This window comes from Photobacterium rosenbergii (assembly GCF_033022775.1).
GTDB lineage: Bacteria > Pseudomonadota > Gammaproteobacteria > Enterobacterales > Vibrionaceae > Photobacterium > Photobacterium rosenbergii_A.
In genome coordinates this window covers 1-18,953 of the sequence record NZ_JAWJZI010000026.1, presented here as the reverse complement: position 1 = coordinate 18,953, position 18,953 = coordinate 1, and the positions used below count along the sequence as shown (strand labels likewise).

General features: G+C 53.2%; 18 protein-coding genes. 8 read left to right on the top strand and 10 right to left on the bottom strand.

All coding sequences use genetic code 11. The features are described 5' to 3' along the window. Window positions 1–103: 103 nt before the first annotated feature. Entirely contained in the window at window positions 104–2,140 is a 2,037-nt protein-coding gene (locus tag R2X38_RS25045) for an AsmA family protein (RefSeq protein WP_317525069.1), read from the top strand. Here R2X38_RS25045 and R2X38_RS25040 read toward each other — a convergent pair. The 3 genes from R2X38_RS25040 to R2X38_RS25030 are packed head-to-tail and all read right to left on the bottom strand — an operon-like array spanning window position 2,095 to window position 4,482. Continuing rightward, window positions 2,095–3,015: a bifunctional GNAT family N-acetyltransferase/hotdog fold thioesterase gene (locus R2X38_RS25040; protein WP_317525068.1), complete on the bottom strand. Its 921-nt coding sequence runs from the start codon at window positions 3,013–3,015 to the stop codon at window positions 2,095–2,097. The two genes, R2X38_RS25045 and R2X38_RS25040, sit on opposite strands and share 46 nt — an antisense overlap. Window positions 3,016–3,061: 46 nt before the next feature. Next, a complete protein-coding gene (gene dtd / locus R2X38_RS25035; protein WP_317525067.1) occupies window positions 3,062–3,499 on the bottom strand; it encodes a D-aminoacyl-tRNA deacylase in 438 nt (145 codons plus the stop codon). After that, the gene (locus R2X38_RS25030) at window positions 3,496–4,482 is read right to left on the bottom strand and encodes a virulence factor BrkB family protein (protein ID WP_317525065.1); all 987 of its coding nucleotides are present in this window, start codon (window positions 4,480–4,482) and stop codon (window positions 3,496–3,498) included. The genes dtd and R2X38_RS25030 overlap by 4 nt, the downstream gene beginning before the upstream one ends. A gap of 65 nt (window positions 4,483–4,547) precedes the next feature. On the opposite strand from R2X38_RS25030, the gene R2X38_RS25025 reads away from it, so the two are divergent. Further along, on the top strand, window positions 4,548–5,189 hold the full coding sequence (locus tag R2X38_RS25025; RefSeq protein ID WP_317525064.1) for a DUF2959 domain-containing protein: 642 nt from the start codon (window positions 4,548–4,550) through the stop codon (window positions 5,187–5,189). Window positions 5,190–5,206: 17 nt separating this feature from the next. Here the strand turns inward: R2X38_RS25025 and R2X38_RS25020 are convergent, their stop codons facing one another. Continuing rightward, complete coding sequence (locus R2X38_RS25020) at window positions 5,207–5,737, bottom strand: AAA family ATPase (RefSeq protein WP_317525063.1); 531 nt, start codon at window positions 5,735–5,737, stop codon at window positions 5,207–5,209. Window positions 5,738–5,828: 91 nt separating this feature from the next. Beyond that, the gene (gene typA / locus R2X38_RS25015) at window positions 5,829–7,658 is read right to left on the bottom strand and encodes a translational GTPase TypA (protein WP_317525062.1); all 1,830 of its coding nucleotides are present in this window, start codon (window positions 7,656–7,658) and stop codon (window positions 5,829–5,831) included. Window positions 7,659–8,142: 484 nt separating this feature from the next. Here typA and glnA point away from each other — a divergent pair, with 484 nt between their 5' ends. The 5 genes from glnA (at window position 8,143) to R2X38_RS24990 (ending at window position 13,251) form a co-directional block, all read left to right on the top strand. After that, on the top strand, window positions 8,143–9,552 hold the full coding sequence (gene glnA, locus R2X38_RS25010; RefSeq protein WP_317525060.1) for a glutamate--ammonia ligase: 1,410 nt from the start codon (window positions 8,143–8,145) through the stop codon (window positions 9,550–9,552). A 123-nt stretch (window positions 9,553–9,675) separates the two neighbouring features. Beyond that, window positions 9,676–10,269 (top strand): DUF4124 domain-containing protein, encoded by a 594-nt coding sequence (locus R2X38_RS25005; protein ID WP_317525059.1) that lies wholly within the window; start codon window positions 9,676–9,678, stop codon window positions 10,267–10,269. A gap of 120 nt (window positions 10,270–10,389) precedes the next feature. After that, on the top strand, window positions 10,390–11,439 hold the full coding sequence (gene glnL / locus R2X38_RS25000; protein WP_317525058.1) for a nitrogen regulation protein NR(II): 1,050 nt from the start codon (window positions 10,390–10,392) through the stop codon (window positions 11,437–11,439). A 9-nt stretch (window positions 11,440–11,448) separates the two neighbouring features. After that, window positions 11,449–12,864, top strand: coding sequence for a nitrogen regulation protein NR(I) (gene glnG, locus R2X38_RS24995; protein ID WP_317525057.1), 1,416 nt, complete (start codon window positions 11,449–11,451; stop codon window positions 12,862–12,864). A 258-nt stretch (window positions 12,865–13,122) separates the two neighbouring features. Further along, complete coding sequence (locus R2X38_RS24990) at window positions 13,123–13,251, top strand: hypothetical protein (RefSeq protein ID WP_255526741.1); 129 nt, start codon at window positions 13,123–13,125, stop codon at window positions 13,249–13,251. Between the two features lie 86 nt (window positions 13,252–13,337). Here R2X38_RS24990 and hemN read toward each other — a convergent pair whose 3' ends face one another. From hemN to R2X38_RS24965, 5 genes are all read right to left on the bottom strand, one after another. Continuing rightward, window positions 13,338–14,711, bottom strand: a complete 1,374-nt coding sequence (gene hemN / locus R2X38_RS24985) for an oxygen-independent coproporphyrinogen III oxidase (RefSeq protein ID WP_317525056.1) — start codon at window positions 14,709–14,711, stop codon at window positions 13,338–13,340. Window positions 14,712–14,860: 149 nt separating this feature from the next. Next, on the bottom strand, window positions 14,861–15,346 hold the full coding sequence (locus R2X38_RS24980; RefSeq protein ID WP_317525055.1) for a DUF2489 domain-containing protein: 486 nt from the start codon (window positions 15,344–15,346) through the stop codon (window positions 14,861–14,863). Between the two features lie 3 nt (window positions 15,347–15,349). After that, entirely contained in the window at window positions 15,350–15,886 is a 537-nt protein-coding gene (yihI, locus tag R2X38_RS24975; RefSeq protein WP_317525054.1) for a Der GTPase-activating protein YihI, read from the bottom strand. Then, window positions 15,886–16,527 (bottom strand): class I SAM-dependent methyltransferase, encoded by a 642-nt coding sequence (locus tag R2X38_RS24970; RefSeq protein ID WP_317525053.1) that lies wholly within the window; start codon window positions 16,525–16,527, stop codon window positions 15,886–15,888. Before R2X38_RS24970 ends, yihI begins: the two co-directional genes overlap by 1 nt. An 873-nt stretch (window positions 16,528–17,400) precedes the next feature. Further along, entirely contained in the window at window positions 17,401–18,018 is a 618-nt protein-coding gene (locus R2X38_RS24965) for a c-type cytochrome (RefSeq protein ID WP_317525052.1), read from the bottom strand. A gap of 158 nt (window positions 18,019–18,176) precedes the next feature. Between R2X38_RS24965 and yihA the strand changes: the two genes are divergently transcribed. Continuing rightward, window positions 18,177–18,833: a ribosome biogenesis GTP-binding protein YihA/YsxC gene (gene yihA / locus R2X38_RS24960; protein ID WP_317525051.1), complete on the top strand. Its 657-nt coding sequence runs from the start codon at window positions 18,177–18,179 to the stop codon at window positions 18,831–18,833. Window positions 18,834–18,953 lie beyond the last annotated feature (120 nt).

Genomic DNA, 18,953 nt, shown 5'->3' with positions numbered 1-18,953 from the left:
CAGTGCTTGCAGCCGGGATGAAATTGCCGCCTAATGATCATTGCCTCAGATACAGATGTACTGAGAGCGATTGACTGGGAGTTGTCGGATGCTGGGAGCCTCTATGCGTTTTATTGGGAAGATTATCGCTACGATTGTTGTGCTCGTGGCACTGGGAGTCACCGTCATTCTGACCCTGCTGCATACCCCATATGCCGCGCCCATGCTTAGCCAGGCAGTTAATTGGCTTACTCCCTACACCTTGACCCTCAGTGAAGCACGTTATCATATCCGAGATCCCTGGCACCTTTCGCTGCTCCAACCGTCATTGGCCCTGACTGACGAACAGCCACCGATAACCGCTAAACGAGTCTCGCTTTGGCTCAGCACTGATTCACTGACCCAGCTGCAATGGCAATTTGACAGCTTGCTGATTGATGGCCCTGTCGTTCCTCTGCAGATGCTTCCTTCACAAATGCTTCCTCCCCAAGCTCTAGCCAGCGCCATGCTGCCCGAACTACGCAGCCGACGCCTTGCGATCAGCCAATTAAATGTTGCGACCAACTCGATATACCTTGAGAAGGGAGAGCTCCAGCTCGATAATTGGCATTACCACCCCAATAATTCGGCCCCTTGGTGGCAGCAGTTCAGTGGAAATTTCCAATTAGCGGCCGACAGTGCCCAGTGGCAGCAATGGGAAACCAAGCAATTACTGCTGGACGGTAGCCACCATGGCAATCTATGGAAGCTCAAGGGCTTTTCTTTTGATTGGCAGCATGCCAGCATCAATGGCCAGCTCGACTTGGCAACTGACAAAAAAACGCTGGATATCCACCAGCTCACACTGTCCGGACTGCAACTACAAGACAGTGAGTTAACCCAAACCCTCCAGCACCAGCTCGATAGCTGGGCCTCTGAGCAATGGCAGGCCACACTCAAGCGGGTTGATATGCTCGACAGCAGTATCGAACTGCCTGCCGTGAGCCTCAACCACGCCAATCTATCCCTAACCGACTGGCACTGGCCCAGCTCAGCGTACTCACAGCATAACGCCTGGCTATCATTCAATGCGGACAGTGGCAGTTGGCGACAACAACCATTTACCGATCCCCTATTGGATCTGAACTTCATGCCCAACGCCATTACCCTCAATGGTGCTTCCGTCAACGCACTGGAGGGATACTGGCGTGCAGAAGGCAAAATCTCCCCAGATACGCTGCAATTGGACAACCTGACCAGCAAAGGGATCAAATGGTTCTTACCCGCCGATTGGGCTAGCCATTTCTCGCACTCACTCTCTTCTTTCAAGCAGATCAATATCCGGTCACTGGATATCGGCTATGCCCAACTGACGGCAGCCGAAAGTGAGACCCCATGGTATATCAATGGGCTAAACGTCAGCGGCAAAGACTTGTTGTTCCAGCCACAGCCCTATTTCGCTCTATGGCAAGGCAATATTGCAGCGACCGCTACGCAGGTGAGCCTCAATACCGTCGACTTATTCGAACCGCTTATAGAGATGACCAGTGAGCAAGGCCAATGGCAATTGAACCAAGCCTTCCTACCGTTCAAGGATGGGCTGCTAGAAGCGACGGGGCAAATTGATCTGAGCAAAGAAGGGTTGCCGTGGCAGGCTGCACTTCAGGGTGATAGCCTGCCAGCACATGTTTTGCCGCAATGGCTATCTGTGCCTTGGCCGGCCAGTGGCCGCATCGATATGACGGCTGCCATACAGGGTCTCGGCCAGAACTATACCAGCCTGGCCCATAGCCTAAACGGCGAGCTACGGGCAACATTCCGGGACAGCGTCGTTGAGCAAGGAGGCCGTTCACTATTCAATGCCTGGCGACAGGCTTCTGCATCTGAGACATCTTCAGCAGAGGCCTCCCCTGTCGCCAAGACAACAGAGACGGATAAGCCGACACCATTGGTGATCACACCACTTAAGATCACCAGTGACCGGGGTCGAATGACCATTGCACCGCTCAGTATTACGGGCAAGGATATAGACGCGGTTTTAAAAGGCCAGTGGGATTTGGCGACGCCTGCCAGACAGCAACTGGAGCTGGAAGCGAAGATAAGTTGCCAGCACCTGATCAGGCGCTGGCAGGAAGGTCAGCAAACGGTATCCGGCTCGCTGTGTGACGGCAGCAGCATATAAGTACCGGAGAAGGTCGAAGCCAGCTCATCGCCGCTATAGACATTCACCTTGACGATGGCCCTGCCTTTGCGATGGGTCGCCAGCCGCTCGACGTCACCCTCGAGATCTTCCACGGTGACCACTGCGCGCGGGCGCTCCTTGACCGGGGAGCGATAACGGATATGGCTATCAACCAGAACGATATCGGCTTTGTACTTGCGCTCTTTGAGCAGCATCCAGACAAAGCCCCAGCCTGCCAGTGTCGCCATGGTGAAGATACTGCCGGCGAACATATTGGCTTTGGTATTGAGGTTGGCGTTGATCAGAGCGCTGACTTCAAACCGGTAGCCGGTGTACTGGCTGATCTTCACTCCCATCCGCTCACTGATGGGGATCTGGGATTGCCACAATTCCTGTAGCTCCTGGCACCAATCCGGATGGCGCACCACTTCAGTAAGCGGGTCGAGGTGCTTGAGCATTTGCTGGTGCCGTACCGGCCCTTTTTCTTCACTCAGCTCACCTTGGTTGGTAAAGCCGCTACGCAAGTAGAACGGGATCGCATCCTCGCGGGCATTACAAACCAACCGCTTTGCCCCTTCCTCACGGGCCAATGATTCCAACGCCATCAGCACTATCGCCCCCATCCCCTGGTGGCGATGATCCGGGTGGACCGCCATGTAGCGGATCTGACCGTCGTTGTCCGGGGTCATGTACAAACGGCCAATCGCGATAGTCTGGCCGTTATCACTGACAATCATCCGGTGGCTACTCAAATCATCATAGGCATCACGCTCTGAGCCCACCGGCATATGCCAAGGCTCACGCAGCATCCGCCAGCGAAAATCATAATAGCTAGCCAGCTCTTCTTCGGTTTGGGGGGTGACAAGTCGAAACATGAAATCCTTCTCCAGCGTTCCTGAGGCAAAGCTGCCTATTTAATCATTATACCTGCAACCAGAAGGTTACCGGGCCATCGTTGAGCAGTGCCACTTTCATATCAGCGGCAAAGATGCCCGTTTCCGTCTTGATCCCTGTTTCCTTGCAGCAATCAACAAAATATTCATACATGCGCTCGGCATCTTGCGGTGCCGCACCATTGGAAAAGCCCGGGCGCATCCCCTTCTTGGTGTCGGCTGCCAGGGTAAATTGCGACACCACCAACACACTGCCGCCGGCTTGCTGGACATTGAGGTTCATCTTGCCCTCTTCGTCCTCGAATACCCGATAGCCCAGCACTTTTTCGCGCAGGCGCTTGGCCTTGGCTTCATCATCGCCTTTCTCGACGCCAAGCAGAACCAGCAGGCCTTTGCCGATAGCCCCGGTCACCCGGCCATCAACTGTTACGCTCGCTTCGCTCACCCGTTGGATCAGTGCAATCATTTGTTCTTACCTTTTCCTACTATCTGTTGAGAGGCTGCTTGCTCACTCTCGGTCTGAGGATCCACAGCCTGTTGAATATCCGACAATTCAGCCTGAGTGGGTACCGTCGTTTGCCACCTCTTGGCCTCCGGGTGCCAATGGCTCTTCTCGCCAAGGCTGGCCGTAATTTCGGCTCCGAACAATACAATACACCAGCACAGGTAAACCCAGACAAATAAAATCGGCACCACCGCCAAGGCACCGTAAATCACCTGATACGAGGGGAAATTGGTAATATAGAGGGCAAAGCCTTTCTTACTCAGTTCAAACAGGATACTGGCAATCACCGCGCCGACCAAGGCGTGGCGGAAGCGTACCTTGGTATTGGGCACCAACAAGTAAAGCCCCAAGAAGGCACAGCTCGACATCACCACCGGCAACCAGCGCAGTGAGCGCTGCAGCAAACCATTAACCGCATCGCTGCCGAGCAAGTTTAGCGAGCCGAGGTAAGAGCTGACCGCTAGGCTCGAACCGACCAAAATCGGCCCGAGGGTCAGCACCATCCAGTATATCGAAAACGAAATCACCGGGCGGCGTTTTTCATGCACCCGCCAGATATAGTTAAGGGCTTGGTCAATCGACGATATCAGCATCATCGCCACCACAAACAAGGCCGCGATCCCTACCGCGGTCATTTTGCCGGCATTGGCCACAAATTCATTGAGGTACTGCTTGACGACCTCACCGGCTGCCGGGACAAAATTCTCTATCACGAAGTTCTGCAGTAGTTCGCCCAGCTCGGCAAAAACAGGAAACGTCGACAGGGCTGATAACACCACGGTGATCAGCGGTACCAAGGACAGCAAGGTGACGTAAGCCATCGAACCGGCTGTCACGGTCAGCCGATCATGGCCAATACGGTGGATCAGGTAGCCGGTAAACGCCACGACGCCTTGCGCCTGCTGGCGCCATATGTGCTTGCTCAATGTTGGTTTGTCAGCCATAGTCATGTCATTATTTGCTTGTATTTACTATTACTTTACACTTATTAGGACACATGGAGTCAACTATGCCCTATCTGCTAGCGATCTTTCTTAGCCTCACCGCCCTGACAGGTTGCCAGAGTGCCTACTACTCGGCCATGGAACAGGTCGGCATCCACAAGCGCGATATCATGGTCGACCGGGTCGAGGATGCCAATGAAGCCCAGCAAGACGCCCAGCAGCAATTTACCAGCGCGCTTGATGCCCTCAAGGCACTCACCCAATTCGACGGCGGCGAGCTGGAAAGTGCCTATAACCAGGTCAATGACCAGTACGAAGCCAGCAATGATGCTGCCGAGAAAGTGCGCGAGCGCATCGCTGCGATTGAAGATGTCGCCGACGCCCTGTTCGACGAGTGGCAAGAAGAGCTGTCGCTCTACAGCAGCAGTAAACTGCGCCGCGACAGCGAGTCCAAGCTCAGCAGTACCAAGGCTTCTTACCAACGGATGCTCAGTGCCATGCACCGCGCCGAACAGAAAATGGATCCGGTACTCGATACCCTACGCGATAACACTTTGTACTTAAAGCATAACCTCAATGCCGCCGCGATAGGATCTCTACAAGGAGAATTCCAGTCCCTGCAGCGCGATATCCAACGGGCAATCACCGATATGGAAGCGGCGATTACCGAATCCGAGCGCTTTATTTCCCAGCTGCAACGCAGCTAGCCTGCAGATTGCAGCCTTTAGTCCTGCTTAAGCCGGGCCAGTAACCAGCTGGCCCGCTCTTCAATACCATTCCACGGTATATCGACCACCTCGTAGCCCAACCCGCGATAAGTCTCGATAAGTTGTTGATGGATTTGCTCAGCCTCGGCAAAGCTATGCGGGCGCTCTTCATCCTGAACGTAAATATCAGCATGCGGCGCGCAAACAAAGACCGTCGGGAAGTAGCCCTTGGCCATGGTTTGGTAATGCTCTTCCACGTCGACGCCACCGATAGTCAAATAGGCACAGATATCGCCGATTGCCCGGTCAACAAAAGCCGGCATGGTCCCACGCTTGGCCTGCTCACGCTGGCTGCTCATCCTATCAAGGCAAAGTGCGGCAAAGCGGGGCAAGTCCGTCCAGGGCAGTACACCGCCAGGCAGGGCTGCCTGCTCGCGGATCAAGGCACGGGACACCTCGGGGAAAGTCATATACCCGCGCCGAGCCAAGACATCGAGCAACGAGGTTTTCCCCGCCCCCGGCCCCCCGGTAATAATGATGGGTTGCATAATCGTTCTTCTTTTTTTGTAGGGTTCAGATACAACAATCCCCCCATGGTAGCACCGATGGGGGGATGGTTTAACGGCTAACAGCTAGCAATTATTTTGCTGCGCGGCTTGCACGCTTACGATCAGTTTCCGTAAGTAGTTTCTTACGGATACGGATGCTTTCAGGTGTTACTTCCACTAGCTCGTCATCATCGATGAACTCCAGTGCTTGCTCAAGCGTGTACTTGATCGGCGGAGTCAGCACCTGCGCGTCATCGGTACCCGATGCACGAACGTTAGTTAGCTGCTTACCTTTCAGGGCGTTAACCGTCAGGTCGTTGTCACGACTGTGAATACCGATGACCATACCTTCGTATACTTCTACACCGTGGCCGATGAACATGCGACCACGCTCCTGCAGGTTGAACAGGGCGTTAGTCAAGGCTTTACCCGCTGCATTAGCAATCAGTACGCCATTGTTACGCTGACCGATGGTACCGCCTTTGTGCGGGCCGTAGTGGTCAAACGTGTGGTACATCAGGCCAGAACCAGAAGTCAAAGTCATGAACTCAGTCTGGAAGCCGATCAGGCCACGAGAAGGCATCATAAAGTCCATACGCACACGACCTTTACCGTCTGGTGCCATGTCAGTCAGCTCACCTTTACGCAGACCGATGTTCTCCATAATACCGCCCTGGTGCTCTTCCACAACGTCGATAGTTACGGTTTCGAACGGTTCCATCAGCTGACCATCTTCTTCTTTGATGATAACTTCAGGACGAGATACCGCTAGCTCGAAGCCTTCACGACGCATGTTTTCGATCAGGATAGACAGGTGAAGCTCACCACGGCCAGATACGCGGAACTTGTCCGGATCTTCAGTTTCTTCAACGCGCAGAGCAACGTTGTGTACCAATTCTTTCTGCAGGCGCTCAAGGATGTTACGTGAAGTGACGTACTTACCTTCTTTACCCGCGAATGGAGACGTGTTTACCTGGAACGTCATGGTTACGGTTGGCTCGTCAACAGACAAAGCAGGTAGCGCTTCAACCGCGTTCACGTCACAGATAGTGTCAGAGATCTTCAGCTCGCCAAGGCCAGTGATTGCGATGATGTCGCCGGCAGTCGCCTGCTCAACTTCGTGACGCTCAAGGCCAAGGTAGCCAAGGATAGTGCCCACTTTACCGTTGCGGGTTTTGCCGTCTGCACCGATAACGGTCACTTGCTGGTTCGGCTTCACGCTACCACGGGTAACACGGCCTACACCGATAACACCCACGTAAGAGCTGTAGTCAAGCTGAGAAATCTGCATCTGCAGGGCACCGTCAACATCAACGTCAGGTGCAGCAACGTTGTCAACGATAGCCTGGAACAATGGTTCCATGTCATCGCCAGTCTCGCCTTCTTCTAGTGTTGCCCAGCCGTTAAGCGCTGATGCGTAAACGACCTGGAAGTCTAGCTGTTCGTCGGTTGCACCCAGGTTGTCGAATAGGTCGAAAACCTGATCCATCACCCAATCAGGGCGAGCGCCTGGACGGTCGATCTTGTTGATAACCACGATTGGCTTCAGGCCGTGGGCAAACGCTTTCTGGGTTACGAAACGCGTCTGAGGCATTGGGCCGTCAACGGCGTCAACGATAAGCAGTACAGAGTCAACCATCGACATGATACGCTCAACTTCACCACCGAAATCGGCGTGTCCCGGGGTATCTACGATGTTGATGCGGTAATCATTCCAGTTAATCGCTGTGTTCTTGGCAAGAATGGTAATACCACGCTCTTTTTCGATGTCGTTGGAATCCATTACGCGTTCTTCAACTTCACCGCGAGACTCTAACGTGCCAGACTGCTGAAGCAGTTTGTCAACCAGGGTGGTTTTACCGTGGTCAACGTGCGCAATAATTGCGATATTTCTTAATTTATCGATCTGTGGATTAGACATGGATTCACATTCACTCAGAACATGCAGCGACCGGATGGCGCTACTTGGTTAAAAAAACGGCTCATAATCTAACAGATTTTACGCCAAAACCCACGTAATATGTGATTTATATCACCGCCTTTTTCTTTCTGACTGCTCTATCCAGGCATTTTACTGCCCGGCAAGACCACAAACCGCTCTGATAGCCCTCTCTATTCCCTGCCTTTATCTCTCCTGACCAATTGACAATATGCTGCGGTGGGCTAATGTAGTTACGCGCACCATAAAAGGGATAATTACATCAATCGCACCAAAATGGTGCAAGATATCCCCAAAAAGGTGCAAAGCATGGACTTATTCAGCCCGGAATAGCCGCTAAGTGCGCTAATTTGGGGCTTTTAAAAGTTGGCACGGTTATAGCATTGTATTAGAGCAATAGAGCAGAACACGCTCATTCCTAATTTGTTGTGGCCAATGCCCAACCTAACACCGGAGGTTACTCAAGATGTCAGTAGAAAACGTACTTGCGCTGATCCAGGAAAACGAAGTTAAGTTTGTTGACCTACGCTTTACCGATACCAAAGGTAAAGAGCAGCACATCTCTATCCCAGCCCACCAGATCGATGCTGACTTCTTCGAAGAAGGCAAAATGTTCGATGGCTCTTCTGTTGCTGGTTGGAAAGGTATCAACGAATCAGACATGGTTATGATGCCGGATGCAGCGAGCGCGGTACTAGACCCGTTCACAGAAGATGCAACGCTAAATATCCGCTGTGACATCCTAGAGCCTTCTACTATGCAGGGCTACGACCGTGACCCACGCTCTATTGCTAAGCGTGCGGAAGACTTCATGCGTGCAACTGGCGTTGCTGACACCGTGCTTATCGGTCCTGAGCCAGAGTTCTTCCTATTCGACGACGTGAAGTTCGCAACCGACATGTCTGGTTCTTTCTTCAAGATCGACGACGTAGAAGCAGCTTGGAACACAGGTTCTGATTTCGAAGGCGGTAACAAAGGCCACCGTCCAGGTGTTAAAGGCGGTTACTTCCCAGTAGCTCCTGTTGATTCATCACAGGACATCCGTTCTGCCATGTGTCTAATCATGGAAGAAATGGGGCTGGTTGTTGAAGCGCACCACCACGAAGTAGCGACTGCGGGACAGAACGAAATCGCAACCCGCTTCAACACGCTTACAACTAAAGCTGACGAGATCCAAATCTACAAGTACGTTGTTCACAACGTTGCTCACGCATTTGGCAAAACAGCCACCTTCATGCCTAAGCCACTAGTAGGTGATAACGGCAGCGGTATGCACGTTCACCAGTCATTGGCGAAAGACGGTGTTAACCTATTCGCAGGCGACAAGTACGGCGGCCTGTCTGAAATGGCACTTTACTACATCGGCGGTATCATCAAGCACGCACGTGCAATCAATGCTTTCGCTAACCCAGCAACAAACTCGTACAAGCGTCTTGTTCCTGGCTTCGAAGCACCAGTAATGCTGGCTTACTCTGCACGTAACCGCTCTGCTTCTATCCGTATCCCAGTGGTACCAAGCCCGAAAGCACGCCGTATCGAAGTTCGCTTCGGTGATCCAGCAGCTAACCCATACCTAGCATTCGCAGCAATGCTAATGGCCGGCCTGGACGGTATCCAGAACAAGATCCACCCGGGCGAAGCGATGGACAAAGACCTGTACGACCTACCAGCAGAAGAAGCAGCAGAAATCCCAACCGTTGCAGAATCGCTACAGGGCGCACTGCAGGCACTTGACGAAGACCGTGAGTTCCTGACAGCGGGCGGCGTATTCTCTGACGACTTCATCGATTCATACATCGGCCTGAAGTCTCAGGATGTTGAGAAAGTCAACATGACCACGCACCCACTAGAGTTCGAACTGTACTACTCAGTTTAAGCAACTGATAAACAAGTCGACATAATAGATTTAGGCCAGCTTCACAAGCTGGCCTTTTTGATCTTGTCCACATGACACAATACTGCTGACAATAACCGGAACACCCATAACCCAAGAGAAACCATGTACCGGTTTTCCCCTGTGCTCGCGGCTTTTTTAGTGATTTGGGCCTTACATCCCTCCCCCACCTCGGCCTCCCAGATCTATACCTGGCAAGACGAAGACGGCACAACCCATTTTTCCGATCAGCCCCACACTGGTGCAGCGGTACTCGATATCCAACTTCCCGCGCCACCTGCTCCTCTACCCGTGGGGAATGCGACGACATCAGCGGACTCTTCTTTCATTGATGATCAGCCATCCCCGGAAGAGCAGCTATCCAACGGATCTGCACTGCCAGAACCAAGCATCCAAATCGACAACCCAACAAATCAACAAACCCTTCGCGACAATCAGGGAAACCTGACCATTACTGCCTCTGCCAACCGCAAGCTCAACCAAGGCCACAATGTACAGTTGCGTCTAGATGGTGAAGTATACGGTCGCCCCCAAGCCCAGCTTAGCTGGCCCCTCACCAATATTGATCGCGGCAGTCATACCCTACAGGTAGAATTGCTCAAACACGGCAAGGTTATTGCATCATCTGAAAAAATAACTGTCTTCTTGCACCGTGCCCGTATCAACCAGCGCCCGGCGCCGCTCCCGGTGCCCAAATAACAGGCGCTCGCCATTTTTTCGTTCACGATACCAGACAGACAGGCTACACTTGATTGCACCAACATGGTGCATTGGCAGTTCGATGCACCATGATGAACTGCACCAACAAGGATGGTAATTGTGACGGCTGACTTTTCTTCCCTGATCCTGGACAACCAAGTCACGGCAATCGTATTGCTCGATGAGTCGCTGACCATACGCTATGTCAATCCGGCAGCGGAGCAACTGCTGTCGTTCAGCAAGCGCCGGCTCAGCAATACCCGTTTCTCGGATCTGCTCCAGCATACCTCACTGGACTTGAGCCTGATCGCCGAAACACTGCAAAGCGGACAGGGATTGGCTGACAGTGATGTGACGTTTGTGATTGACGGCCGCCACCACACCCTCGAGCTCAATGCCAGCCCATTGTCATGGCAACGCGAGCTGCTGATCCTGCTCGAACTCAAACCGATTGACCAGCAACGGCGGATCAGCCAGGAGCTGAGCCAGCATGCCCAGCAGCAGGCTGCAAAGGAACTGGTTCGCGGGCTGGCCCATGAAATCAAAAACCCGCTGGGCGGCCTGCGTGGTGCCGCCCAACTACTGGAAAAAACCCTGCCCGATCCGAGCTATACCGAGTATACCCAGATGATCATCGAGCAGGCCGACAGGCTGCGTAACTTGGTCGACCGCCTGCTCGGTCCGCAGCGCCCCGGCAGCCGCCAGCAAGACAATATCCACGTGGTACTGGAAAAAGTCCGCCAGCTGATCAGTATCGATTGCGGCGAGAATATCCACCTACACCGCGACTATGATCCCAGCCTGCCCGACTTCACCATGGATGCCGAGCAGCTTGAACAGGCCATTCTCAATATTGTCAGCAACGCCTCGCTGGCCCTCAGGCAGCACGGCGGTGGCAATATTACCCTCAAGACCCGTACTGCCCACCAGGCATTGATCCATGGCAAGCGCTACCGGGTGGCCGCCAAAATCGACATCATCGACGATGGCCCCGGGATCCCGAGCGATATCCAGGACACCCTGTTCTACCCGATGGTAACCGGGCGCGAGGGCGGCACCGGGCTGGGACTTTCCATTGCACAGAATCTGGTCGACCAGCACCAAGGCAAGATAGAAGTTGTCAGCTGGCCGGGCCATACCAAATTCACCTTGTATTTACCGATTATGTAGAGGATTAGCATGAGCAAAGGACTAATTTGGGTCGTCGATGACGACAGCTCGATCCGCTGGGTACTGGAGCGGACCCTCAACGCAGCCGGATTGAAATGTGAAACCTTCGCCAACGCCGACAGTGTGGTCGAGGCACTAGAGCGCAGTGTCCCTGACGTGCTGGTCTCCGATATCCGCATGCCGGGCATGGATGGCTTCTCGTTGCTCAAGGTGCTACAGGCCGATTACCCGACCCTGCCGGTTATCATCATGACCGCCCATTCGGATCTCGATGCCGCGGTCAATGCCTATCAGGAAGGGGCTTTCGAATACCTGCCCAAGCCATTTGATATTGACGAGGCAGTGAACCTGGTCGAGCGGGCCGTCACTCACAGCCAGGAGCAGAAGCGCCAGCAACAACCTGAAACCATTGAGAAGAATGCGCCGGAAATCATCGGTGAAGCGCCGGCTATGCAGGAAGTTTTTCGCGCCATCGGCCGCCTGTCACGTTCATCCATCTCGGTACTGATCAACGGTGAGTCCGGTACCGGTAAAGAGCTGGTGGCCCACGCCCTGCACCGCCACAGCCCGCGCAGCCACAAGGAATTCATTGCCCTCAACATGGCTGCGATCCCCAAGGACTTGATTGAATCGGAGCTGTTCGGCCACGAAAAAGGCGCGTTTACCGGCGCCAACAGTGTCCGCCAGGGCCGCTTCGAGCAGGCCAACGGCGGTACCCTGTTCCTTGATGAAATCGGTGATATGCCATTGGATATCCAGACCCGCCTATTGCGGGTGCTGGCCGACGGTCAGTTCTACCGGGTCGGCGGCCATTCACCGGTCAATGTCGACGTCCGGATCATTGCGGCGACCCACCAGAACCTCGAACGCCTGGTGGCCGAGGGGGACTTCCGCGAAGACTTGTTCCACCGCCTCAATGTGATCCGGGTACACCTGCCAGCACTCAAAGACCGCCGCCAGGATATCCCGCAGCTGACCCGCCACTTCCTCAAGCGCGCCTCCGATGAGCTCGGGGTCGAAGTCAAAACCCTGCATCCGGATACCGAAGAAGCCCTGACGACTCTGGACTGGCCGGGTAATGTCCGCCAGCTAGAAAATACCTGTCGCTGGCTTACGGTCATGGCTAGCGGCAAGGAGATCCTGCCTGCTGACTTACCTCCTGAGCTATTGGCCCCGAGCGAGCCGGAAACCAGTGAAGGCGGCCTCCAGCACTGGCACCATGCGCTGGAAAAGTGGGCGTTCGATAATTTACGCCAAGGCCACCAGAATCTGCTCGGTGAAGCCTTGCCGGAATTCGAGAAGATCTTGCTGGAGGCGGCACTGGAACATACCCACGGGCACAAGCAGGAAGCCGCACGACTGCTCGGCTGGGGTCGCAATACCCTGACCCGCAAGCTCAAAGAGCTCAATGTCGTGACCGACTAGTTTGCTTTGCTGTGCGGAAGGAAGCGCAACCACAAACCGGGCTTCCTTTCGTACTTCCTTTCGCACAGTGGTTTCATTAAAACCCATCCAAGTAAACCGGCGGTAGCGGCAGAAATTAAATCCCAATTACTGGCCATTTTTTGACCTGCCCCCATTCCATCTTCGCTCATTTTGCGTACAATACCCCCCGACTTCGGCCAACGCTGAAGCCACACCACACGACGCAACATAACACCAAGAACACAGTGGAATCCCACCATGCTGGAAAGTCTATTTTCATTCAGCGTGGCAATACCTGCTGTCAGTGAGATCGCAGCCAATGGCCCGGGCCATTTTGCTGCCGGGATCCTGGCACTGATTGCCGCGGTGAACATGTTTAACGGCTGATACCCGAGATCGGCCGCTACAAAAAAGCCCTCGAACCAAATGGTGTGAGGGCTTTTTGCTTATCTCGGCATGCGTTCTGATGAGCGTTAGATAACCCGGGAGAACTGCTGCTGACGGGCACGGTGACGCAAGTATTTGTCAAAGCACATACAAATATTACGGATCAGCAAGCGGCCTTTAAGCGCAACATCTATCGCATTATCGCTCACCTCAACCAGACCATCATCGATAAAGGTCTGCAGCAGCTCGATATCTTCAGCAAAGTAGCTGTCGAACTCGATACCAAACTGCTGTTCAATGGTTTGCTTATCTAAGTGGAAATTACAAATCAGCGACTTGATGACCTCGCGGCGCAATAGGTCATCACTATCAAGCGATACCCCTTTCCATAGCGCTTCACGCTTCTCGTCGACGCTTGCGTAGTAATGCTTGAGCTCTTTCTGGTTCTGGGCATAGCAATCGCCAATCATCGAAATGGCAGACACACCAAGGCCCAGCAGATCGGTATCGCCCTGGGTAGTATAGCCCTGGAAGTTGCGGTGCAGGATCCCCTCTCGCTGGGCAACAGCCAGTTCATCTTCCGGCAGGGCAAAGTGATCCATACCAATAAACTGGTAACCGGCTCCGGTCAGGGTCGCAATGGTCTGCTGCAAAATCGTCAGCTTCGCATTGGCTTGAGGCAAGTCCGCCTCTTTGATCTTGCGCTGGGCCGCAAACAACTTCGGCATATGGGCGTAATTGAAAACCGACAAACGGCCAGGTCGCATGGTCAGCACCTGCTCCAGGGTTTGGGCAAACAGCTCAGGCGTCTGCTTCGGCAGACCATAGATGAGATCCAGGTTGGTCGAGCGGAAACCCAGCTCGCGGGCACGCTCTACCATGGCAAAAATAAAGTCTTCATCCTGCTCACGGTTAACCAGCTTCTGGACTTCCTTGTTGAAGTCCTGCACCCCGATGCTCAGGCGATTGAAACCCTCGCTGCGCAGGTGGTCAAGCATATCGAGTTCGATTTCACGCGGGTCAACCTCGATGCTGATCTCGGCATCAGGCGCGAAGGTAAACAGCTCGCGCAGCAGCCCCATCAAACGGCTTACCTGCGGCTTGGTCAGGAAGGTGGGCGTACCACCGCCCCAGTGCAACTGGCTAACTGTGCGCTCACCCAACAGTGCCGCACGCTGGCGGATTTCCTGCTCCAGCGCATCAAGGTACTGATCAGCCTTGTGCTGGTGACGGGTGATGATCTTGTTACAGCCACAGTAGTAACACAGCTTGTGGCAGAACGGGATATGAACATACAGCGACAGGTTACGCTCAGGATACTGGGCGCACGCCATGTCAAATTCCGCTGGCGTGAACGCTTCGTGGAACTCCAGCGCCGTCGGGTATGAGGTATAGCGCGGCCCCGAATAGTTATATTTTTCGATTAAGGCCTGATCCCAAACAATTTGCTCATTTGACATGACTTACTTCCACTAGATTAGAGGGGAGAGAAACTGACCACCAAGTTTGACACAACTTGGTAAAGATGTAGATAGGAGATAACTAAACTGCTAACCCGATCAGCCTTCCCCTGCCTGTGAGTATAGACAGGAGAAGACAACTATCGGTATCAGGCTGTTGGCTTGGCAGCCAAGATCACATCCAGCTCAGACTTGATGGTCTCCTGGAGACGGGCTTCGGCTTTCATCCGGATCAGATCCAGCTGCATACGCTCTTTCTTGGCCAAGGTCTTGCGCTGATCGCCACGTGGCATATCTTTCACCACCTGGTAAAGCTCATGCATGGCCGGATAGTGGCAGGCAAAGTCCACCCGGTGATCACCCTGAAGGACTTCCATCAGCTTGTACAAACGAATCGCGATTTCAGACATATCGCACTCGTCCTGCTTGCCGGCCTCAGCGATGATCAGCACGCTTTCCATGATATTGGCATTGCGCTGCTTGATCCCTTCTTCCTGCTGGCGCTGGGCCCGGGCAAGAAAAGCCTTATGGCGTTGGGTCTGCTTATACAGCTTAAACAACAAGTAACCGGCATAGCTTGCCAGTACTGCCACAATCAGGCCGGCCAGTCCTAGCCACAATGTCATATCCTGCAAGGCTTACTCCTTGTCTAAACCGTCAAATTCCATGTTTTCGAACTGATCGAGCAAGTCATCATCGGAGCGAGGGCCGCTTACCGCTTCCTCATCCATTTCTGGCTCGTCTTCGTCAAGCAGGCCAAGCTGGTTCATCAGCTGCTCAATACGATCCAGCTTCTGGTCAACTTGCTTCTGCAGGCCAGCCCCTAGCTTCTCGCCCGCTTCGATACGGTCAAGCAAAATCATTAGCTGAGCATCATTTTCCAGCATCTGCAGCTCTTGCTCAGCAGTCATGCGACGCTGTTGCTTGGTCATCGGCTTTTTCGGCTCGACAATCAACGGGATCGCTTTCTTGCTGCCGTGGCGCGGATCTTTACGCTGGGCGGCCTTGCGGGCATCTTCTGGCGTTACCATTGAGTGGCGGCTACCAGATTTAAGGCCTTTGCGCTTACGATCTTTTTTGCGCTGCAGACCATCAAGGTCGTGCTGGGTGCGGGTCTTTACAGTGACTACCTGATCGGACATCCCGGTAGTACGGCTTCTTTTCTTACGGGTCATTACTGGGTTTTCCTCAGCAAAATTACATCATTCCCGACAAATTCCACATCCAGGCCGTCTCGTTGGGCCAAATACTGGAATGTTTCGCGACTGAAAAAGCTCACGTGGGTCGGGTCGTTCTTGTAATGCCATTGCGCAAAGGCATCTGCATCTCGTGCCAGTTTGGTCATCAACCCCAGCCAACCACCGGGTTTTATCATACCAACCAGCTGCCCCCACTCCTTCGCAGGCGTATAAAAGTGTTCGATCGCTTCGGTGCAGGTGACAAAATCATACTGCACTTCCAGCACTGCCGGCTCAGCGGCGAAATACGGGTCATAGACCGCCATATTATGGCCAGACTCCGCCAGCATCAGCGACAGGGTTGGGCCCGGGCCGCAACCAAAATCCAAGCCATTGAGTGCTTGATCCCCCAAGCGCTCCGTTAGCGGGTCGGCAAGGCGAGCAAGAAAACGTCGGTACCCCATATCTTCCGGGTTGTTTTCATGCAAATCATAGTGCGCTTTCTCTTCCTGCGGCGACAATCTCGACGCAGGATCGGCAAATATCAATGCACACTCACCACAGCGGAGATACTGTCGGCGCTTATCTTCAAAAAACAGCGCACTGTCTTGGCTATGGCACAGCGGACAAGGGATCATTATCGCTCTCCAGTTAAGTCTAACGCACAGGGCAATGCCACGGCGCACAAATGAAGCCGGGTATCATAGCAGATTTGATGGAGAAATGTGCACTACAAAGCGCGCGAGGGAAAAGCGCCAAACAAGAAAAAAGCGACAGGTTGTCTAACCTGCCGCTCTGTGGGGTCGCCATTGCTGGCTATATCCTGTCTAGTCTGTCCTTAACCAGTTAGTAACATCCCGGTCTGGCAATATCCATTTGTTATTAGTGCTTCCGTGCCAACTTGTTGTTTTTCATCATCCTGATGAGTTTTTGTGTCCTTAGACGCTTATCCCTGTCGTATCGGCCATCCTTAACCGGCTTTTCCATCAGCATGTTGCCATCAGGCAACCAGTCCACCATCCGTGTGTGCACCCCGTCCCTAGAATGCTGCTTCCTATGTTGTGTTTTCTTTTCCGTAAGGGTCTTTCCTGACAGTCCTTACCACATCTTGCGGTCTACCCGGCTCCTTGCCGGACATCCTGTATCCTTCGGGCCTCGTGCCCATGCCATCAGTGGCGCTTTCCTTCCTGTGCCGACTCCCTGTCGACAAGGCATACTCTACGCCGATTCTGGCCTGAAACAATGGAGCAAATAAGGAGGGCTTGGCTGTAACTTTATTTCAACACACACAAGGCATTGTTTTGAATATACTTTAATGCATACAGTATTAATAACTTCATCAACATCGACCGATACGAATAGCTGATCTCTCACAAGCCACCAAGCATATTGCTTTCTAGCCAGAGAAAACTGTCATTTTCTTGCAGGGTCAACATAAAAGACGGCAATAAAAAAGGCAGCCGAAGCTGCCCCTTTCTCACCACCGACTGGAAGCCAGGCTGAAGGAAAACTTAGTGCAAGCCGCCAACGTACTGGGACAAGGCGGTAATTTCGTCGTCGGTAAGCTTGGCTGCTACCGCACGCATCATGGCATTCATGTCATTGACACGCTGACCATCGCGGAATTTCTCCAGCTGTAGCTTAACGTATTCGGCATTCTGGCCAGAGATTTTCGGGAACCCGGACAGGCTGGTGCCATTACCACGTGGGCCGTGGCAAGCGGTACAGGCAGTCACACCCCGTTCGGCATCACCGAAACGGTATAGGGTCTGGCCGATCTCAATCGACGATTCAGATGTGGTGTTATCAGAGATAGGTAGTGAGGCATAATAGGCTGCTAGGTCGGCCATATCCTGCTCGGTCAGTGGCATAGCCATGCCACCCATAACAGGATCGTTACGTCCTTGCGCACCACCGCTGCTCATCGCAAGCTTGAAATCTTTGAGCTGTTTTTCAAGGTAACCTGCATGCTGGCCGGCGATCTTAGGGTATTGCGCCATAATAGCGTTACCATCTGCACCATGGCAGGCGGCACATGTTGCGGCTTTCGCCTTTCCGGCTTCTGCATCTCCCTGGGCCCAGGCTGAGCAACTGGCCAGCAGAGTCAATATCAGTGCTAATTTCTTCATGACATTCCGTTTATAATTATAGAGCTTCCAGTACCACAAGTAATGCTCAGTAACATGGTATACAATGCGACCACTAACCGAGCTCGGTTTTCGTACATTTTACACAATTTCACATAAAAGTAATCAGTCGACTACATCAAGACTTGACGGAGTTAACAGTGAATCAACCTCTCAACTATAGAAACACAGGATTTATCACAAGTGCGCCGACTATCCGACACTTGCCAAACGACACAGGCGTTGAGATCGCATTTGCTGGCCGCTCCAATGCAGGTAAGTCGAGTGCCCTAAACCGCATCACCGACCAAAAGAGCCTGGCCCGTACCTCTAAAACGCCTGGCCGTACCCAATTGATCAATATGTTTGAAGTGGTACCGGGCTGTAACCTGATTGACCTTCCAGGCTATGGCTATGCCCAGGTTCCGCTGGAAATGAAACTGAAATGGCAGGAGTCGCTGGGTGAATACCTACAAAAACGTGAATGTCTGCAGGGCCTAGTGGTACTGATGGATATCCGTCACCCGCTCAAGGATCTGGATCAGCAGATGATCATGTGGGCGATCGAAAGCCGCCTGCCAGTGCTGGTTCTACTGACCAAGGCAGACAAACTCAAGAGCGGTGCCCGTAAGCAGCAACTGATGAAAGTACGCGATAACGTCAAGACCTTCGGTGGCGACGTACAGGTCGAAGCTTTCTCATCACTCAAGGGGATCGGTGTGGATCAAGTCCGCCGCAAGCTGGACGAGTGGTTTGCCCCTGAGCTTGAGCGTCAGCTGGCAATGCTCGAAGAAGACGAGGCGCAAGACGAAGAATAAACCTTCGCCCCGAACAACAACCAACGCAAAGCTCCCAAACGGGTAACACCGATCAGTTAAGCCATTGATCAGTTGAATGATCCTACGGTTGAGTGAAAATACCCTCAGACATTAAGTTTG

What these genes read in the sequence shown, in the direction of transcription:
- glnA (WP_317525060.1), top strand. Translation starts at nt 8,143, where the DNA reads ATGTCAGTAGAAAACGTACTTGCGCTGATCCAGGAAAACGAAGTTAAG.
- yihI (WP_317525054.1), bottom strand. Translation starts at nt 15,886, where the DNA reads ATGACCCGTAAGAAAAGAAGCCGTACTACCGGGATGTCCGATCAGGTA.
- R2X38_RS25025 (WP_317525064.1), top strand. Translation starts at nt 4,548, where the DNA reads ATGCCCTATCTGCTAGCGATCTTTCTTAGCCTCACCGCCCTGACAGGT.
- R2X38_RS24965 (WP_317525052.1), bottom strand. Translation starts at nt 18,018, where the DNA reads ATGAAGAAATTAGCACTGATATTGACTCTGCTGGCCAGTTGCTCAGCC.
- typA (WP_317525062.1), bottom strand. Translation starts at nt 7,658, where the DNA reads ATGTCTAATCCACAGATCGATAAATTAAGAAATATCGCAATTATTGCG.
- dtd (WP_317525067.1), bottom strand. Translation starts at nt 3,499, where the DNA reads ATGATTGCACTGATCCAACGGGTGAGCGAAGCGAGCGTAACAGTTGAT.
- R2X38_RS25005 (WP_317525059.1), top strand. Translation starts at nt 9,676, where the DNA reads ATGTACCGGTTTTCCCCTGTGCTCGCGGCTTTTTTAGTGATTTGGGCC.
- R2X38_RS24970 (WP_317525053.1), bottom strand. Translation starts at nt 16,527, where the DNA reads ATGATCCCTTGTCCGCTGTGCCATAGCCAAGACAGTGCGCTGTTTTTT.
- glnG (WP_317525057.1), top strand. Translation starts at nt 11,449, where the DNA reads ATGAGCAAAGGACTAATTTGGGTCGTCGATGACGACAGCTCGATCCGC.
- hemN (WP_317525056.1), bottom strand. Translation starts at nt 14,711, where the DNA reads ATGTCAAATGAGCAAATTGTTTGGGATCAGGCCTTAATCGAAAAATAT.
- R2X38_RS24990 (WP_255526741.1), top strand. Translation starts at nt 13,123, where the DNA reads ATGCTGGAAAGTCTATTTTCATTCAGCGTGGCAATACCTGCTGTCAGT.
- R2X38_RS25030 (WP_317525065.1), bottom strand. Translation starts at nt 4,482, where the DNA reads ATGGCTGACAAACCAACATTGAGCAAGCACATATGGCGCCAGCAGGCG.
- R2X38_RS25045 (WP_317525069.1), top strand. Translation starts at nt 104, where the DNA reads ATGCGTTTTATTGGGAAGATTATCGCTACGATTGTTGTGCTCGTGGCA.
- R2X38_RS25040 (WP_317525068.1), bottom strand. Translation starts at nt 3,015, where the DNA reads ATGTTTCGACTTGTCACCCCCCAAACCGAAGAAGAGCTGGCTAGCTAT.
- R2X38_RS25020 (WP_317525063.1), bottom strand. Translation starts at nt 5,737, where the DNA reads ATGCAACCCATCATTATTACCGGGGGGCCGGGGGCGGGGAAAACCTCG.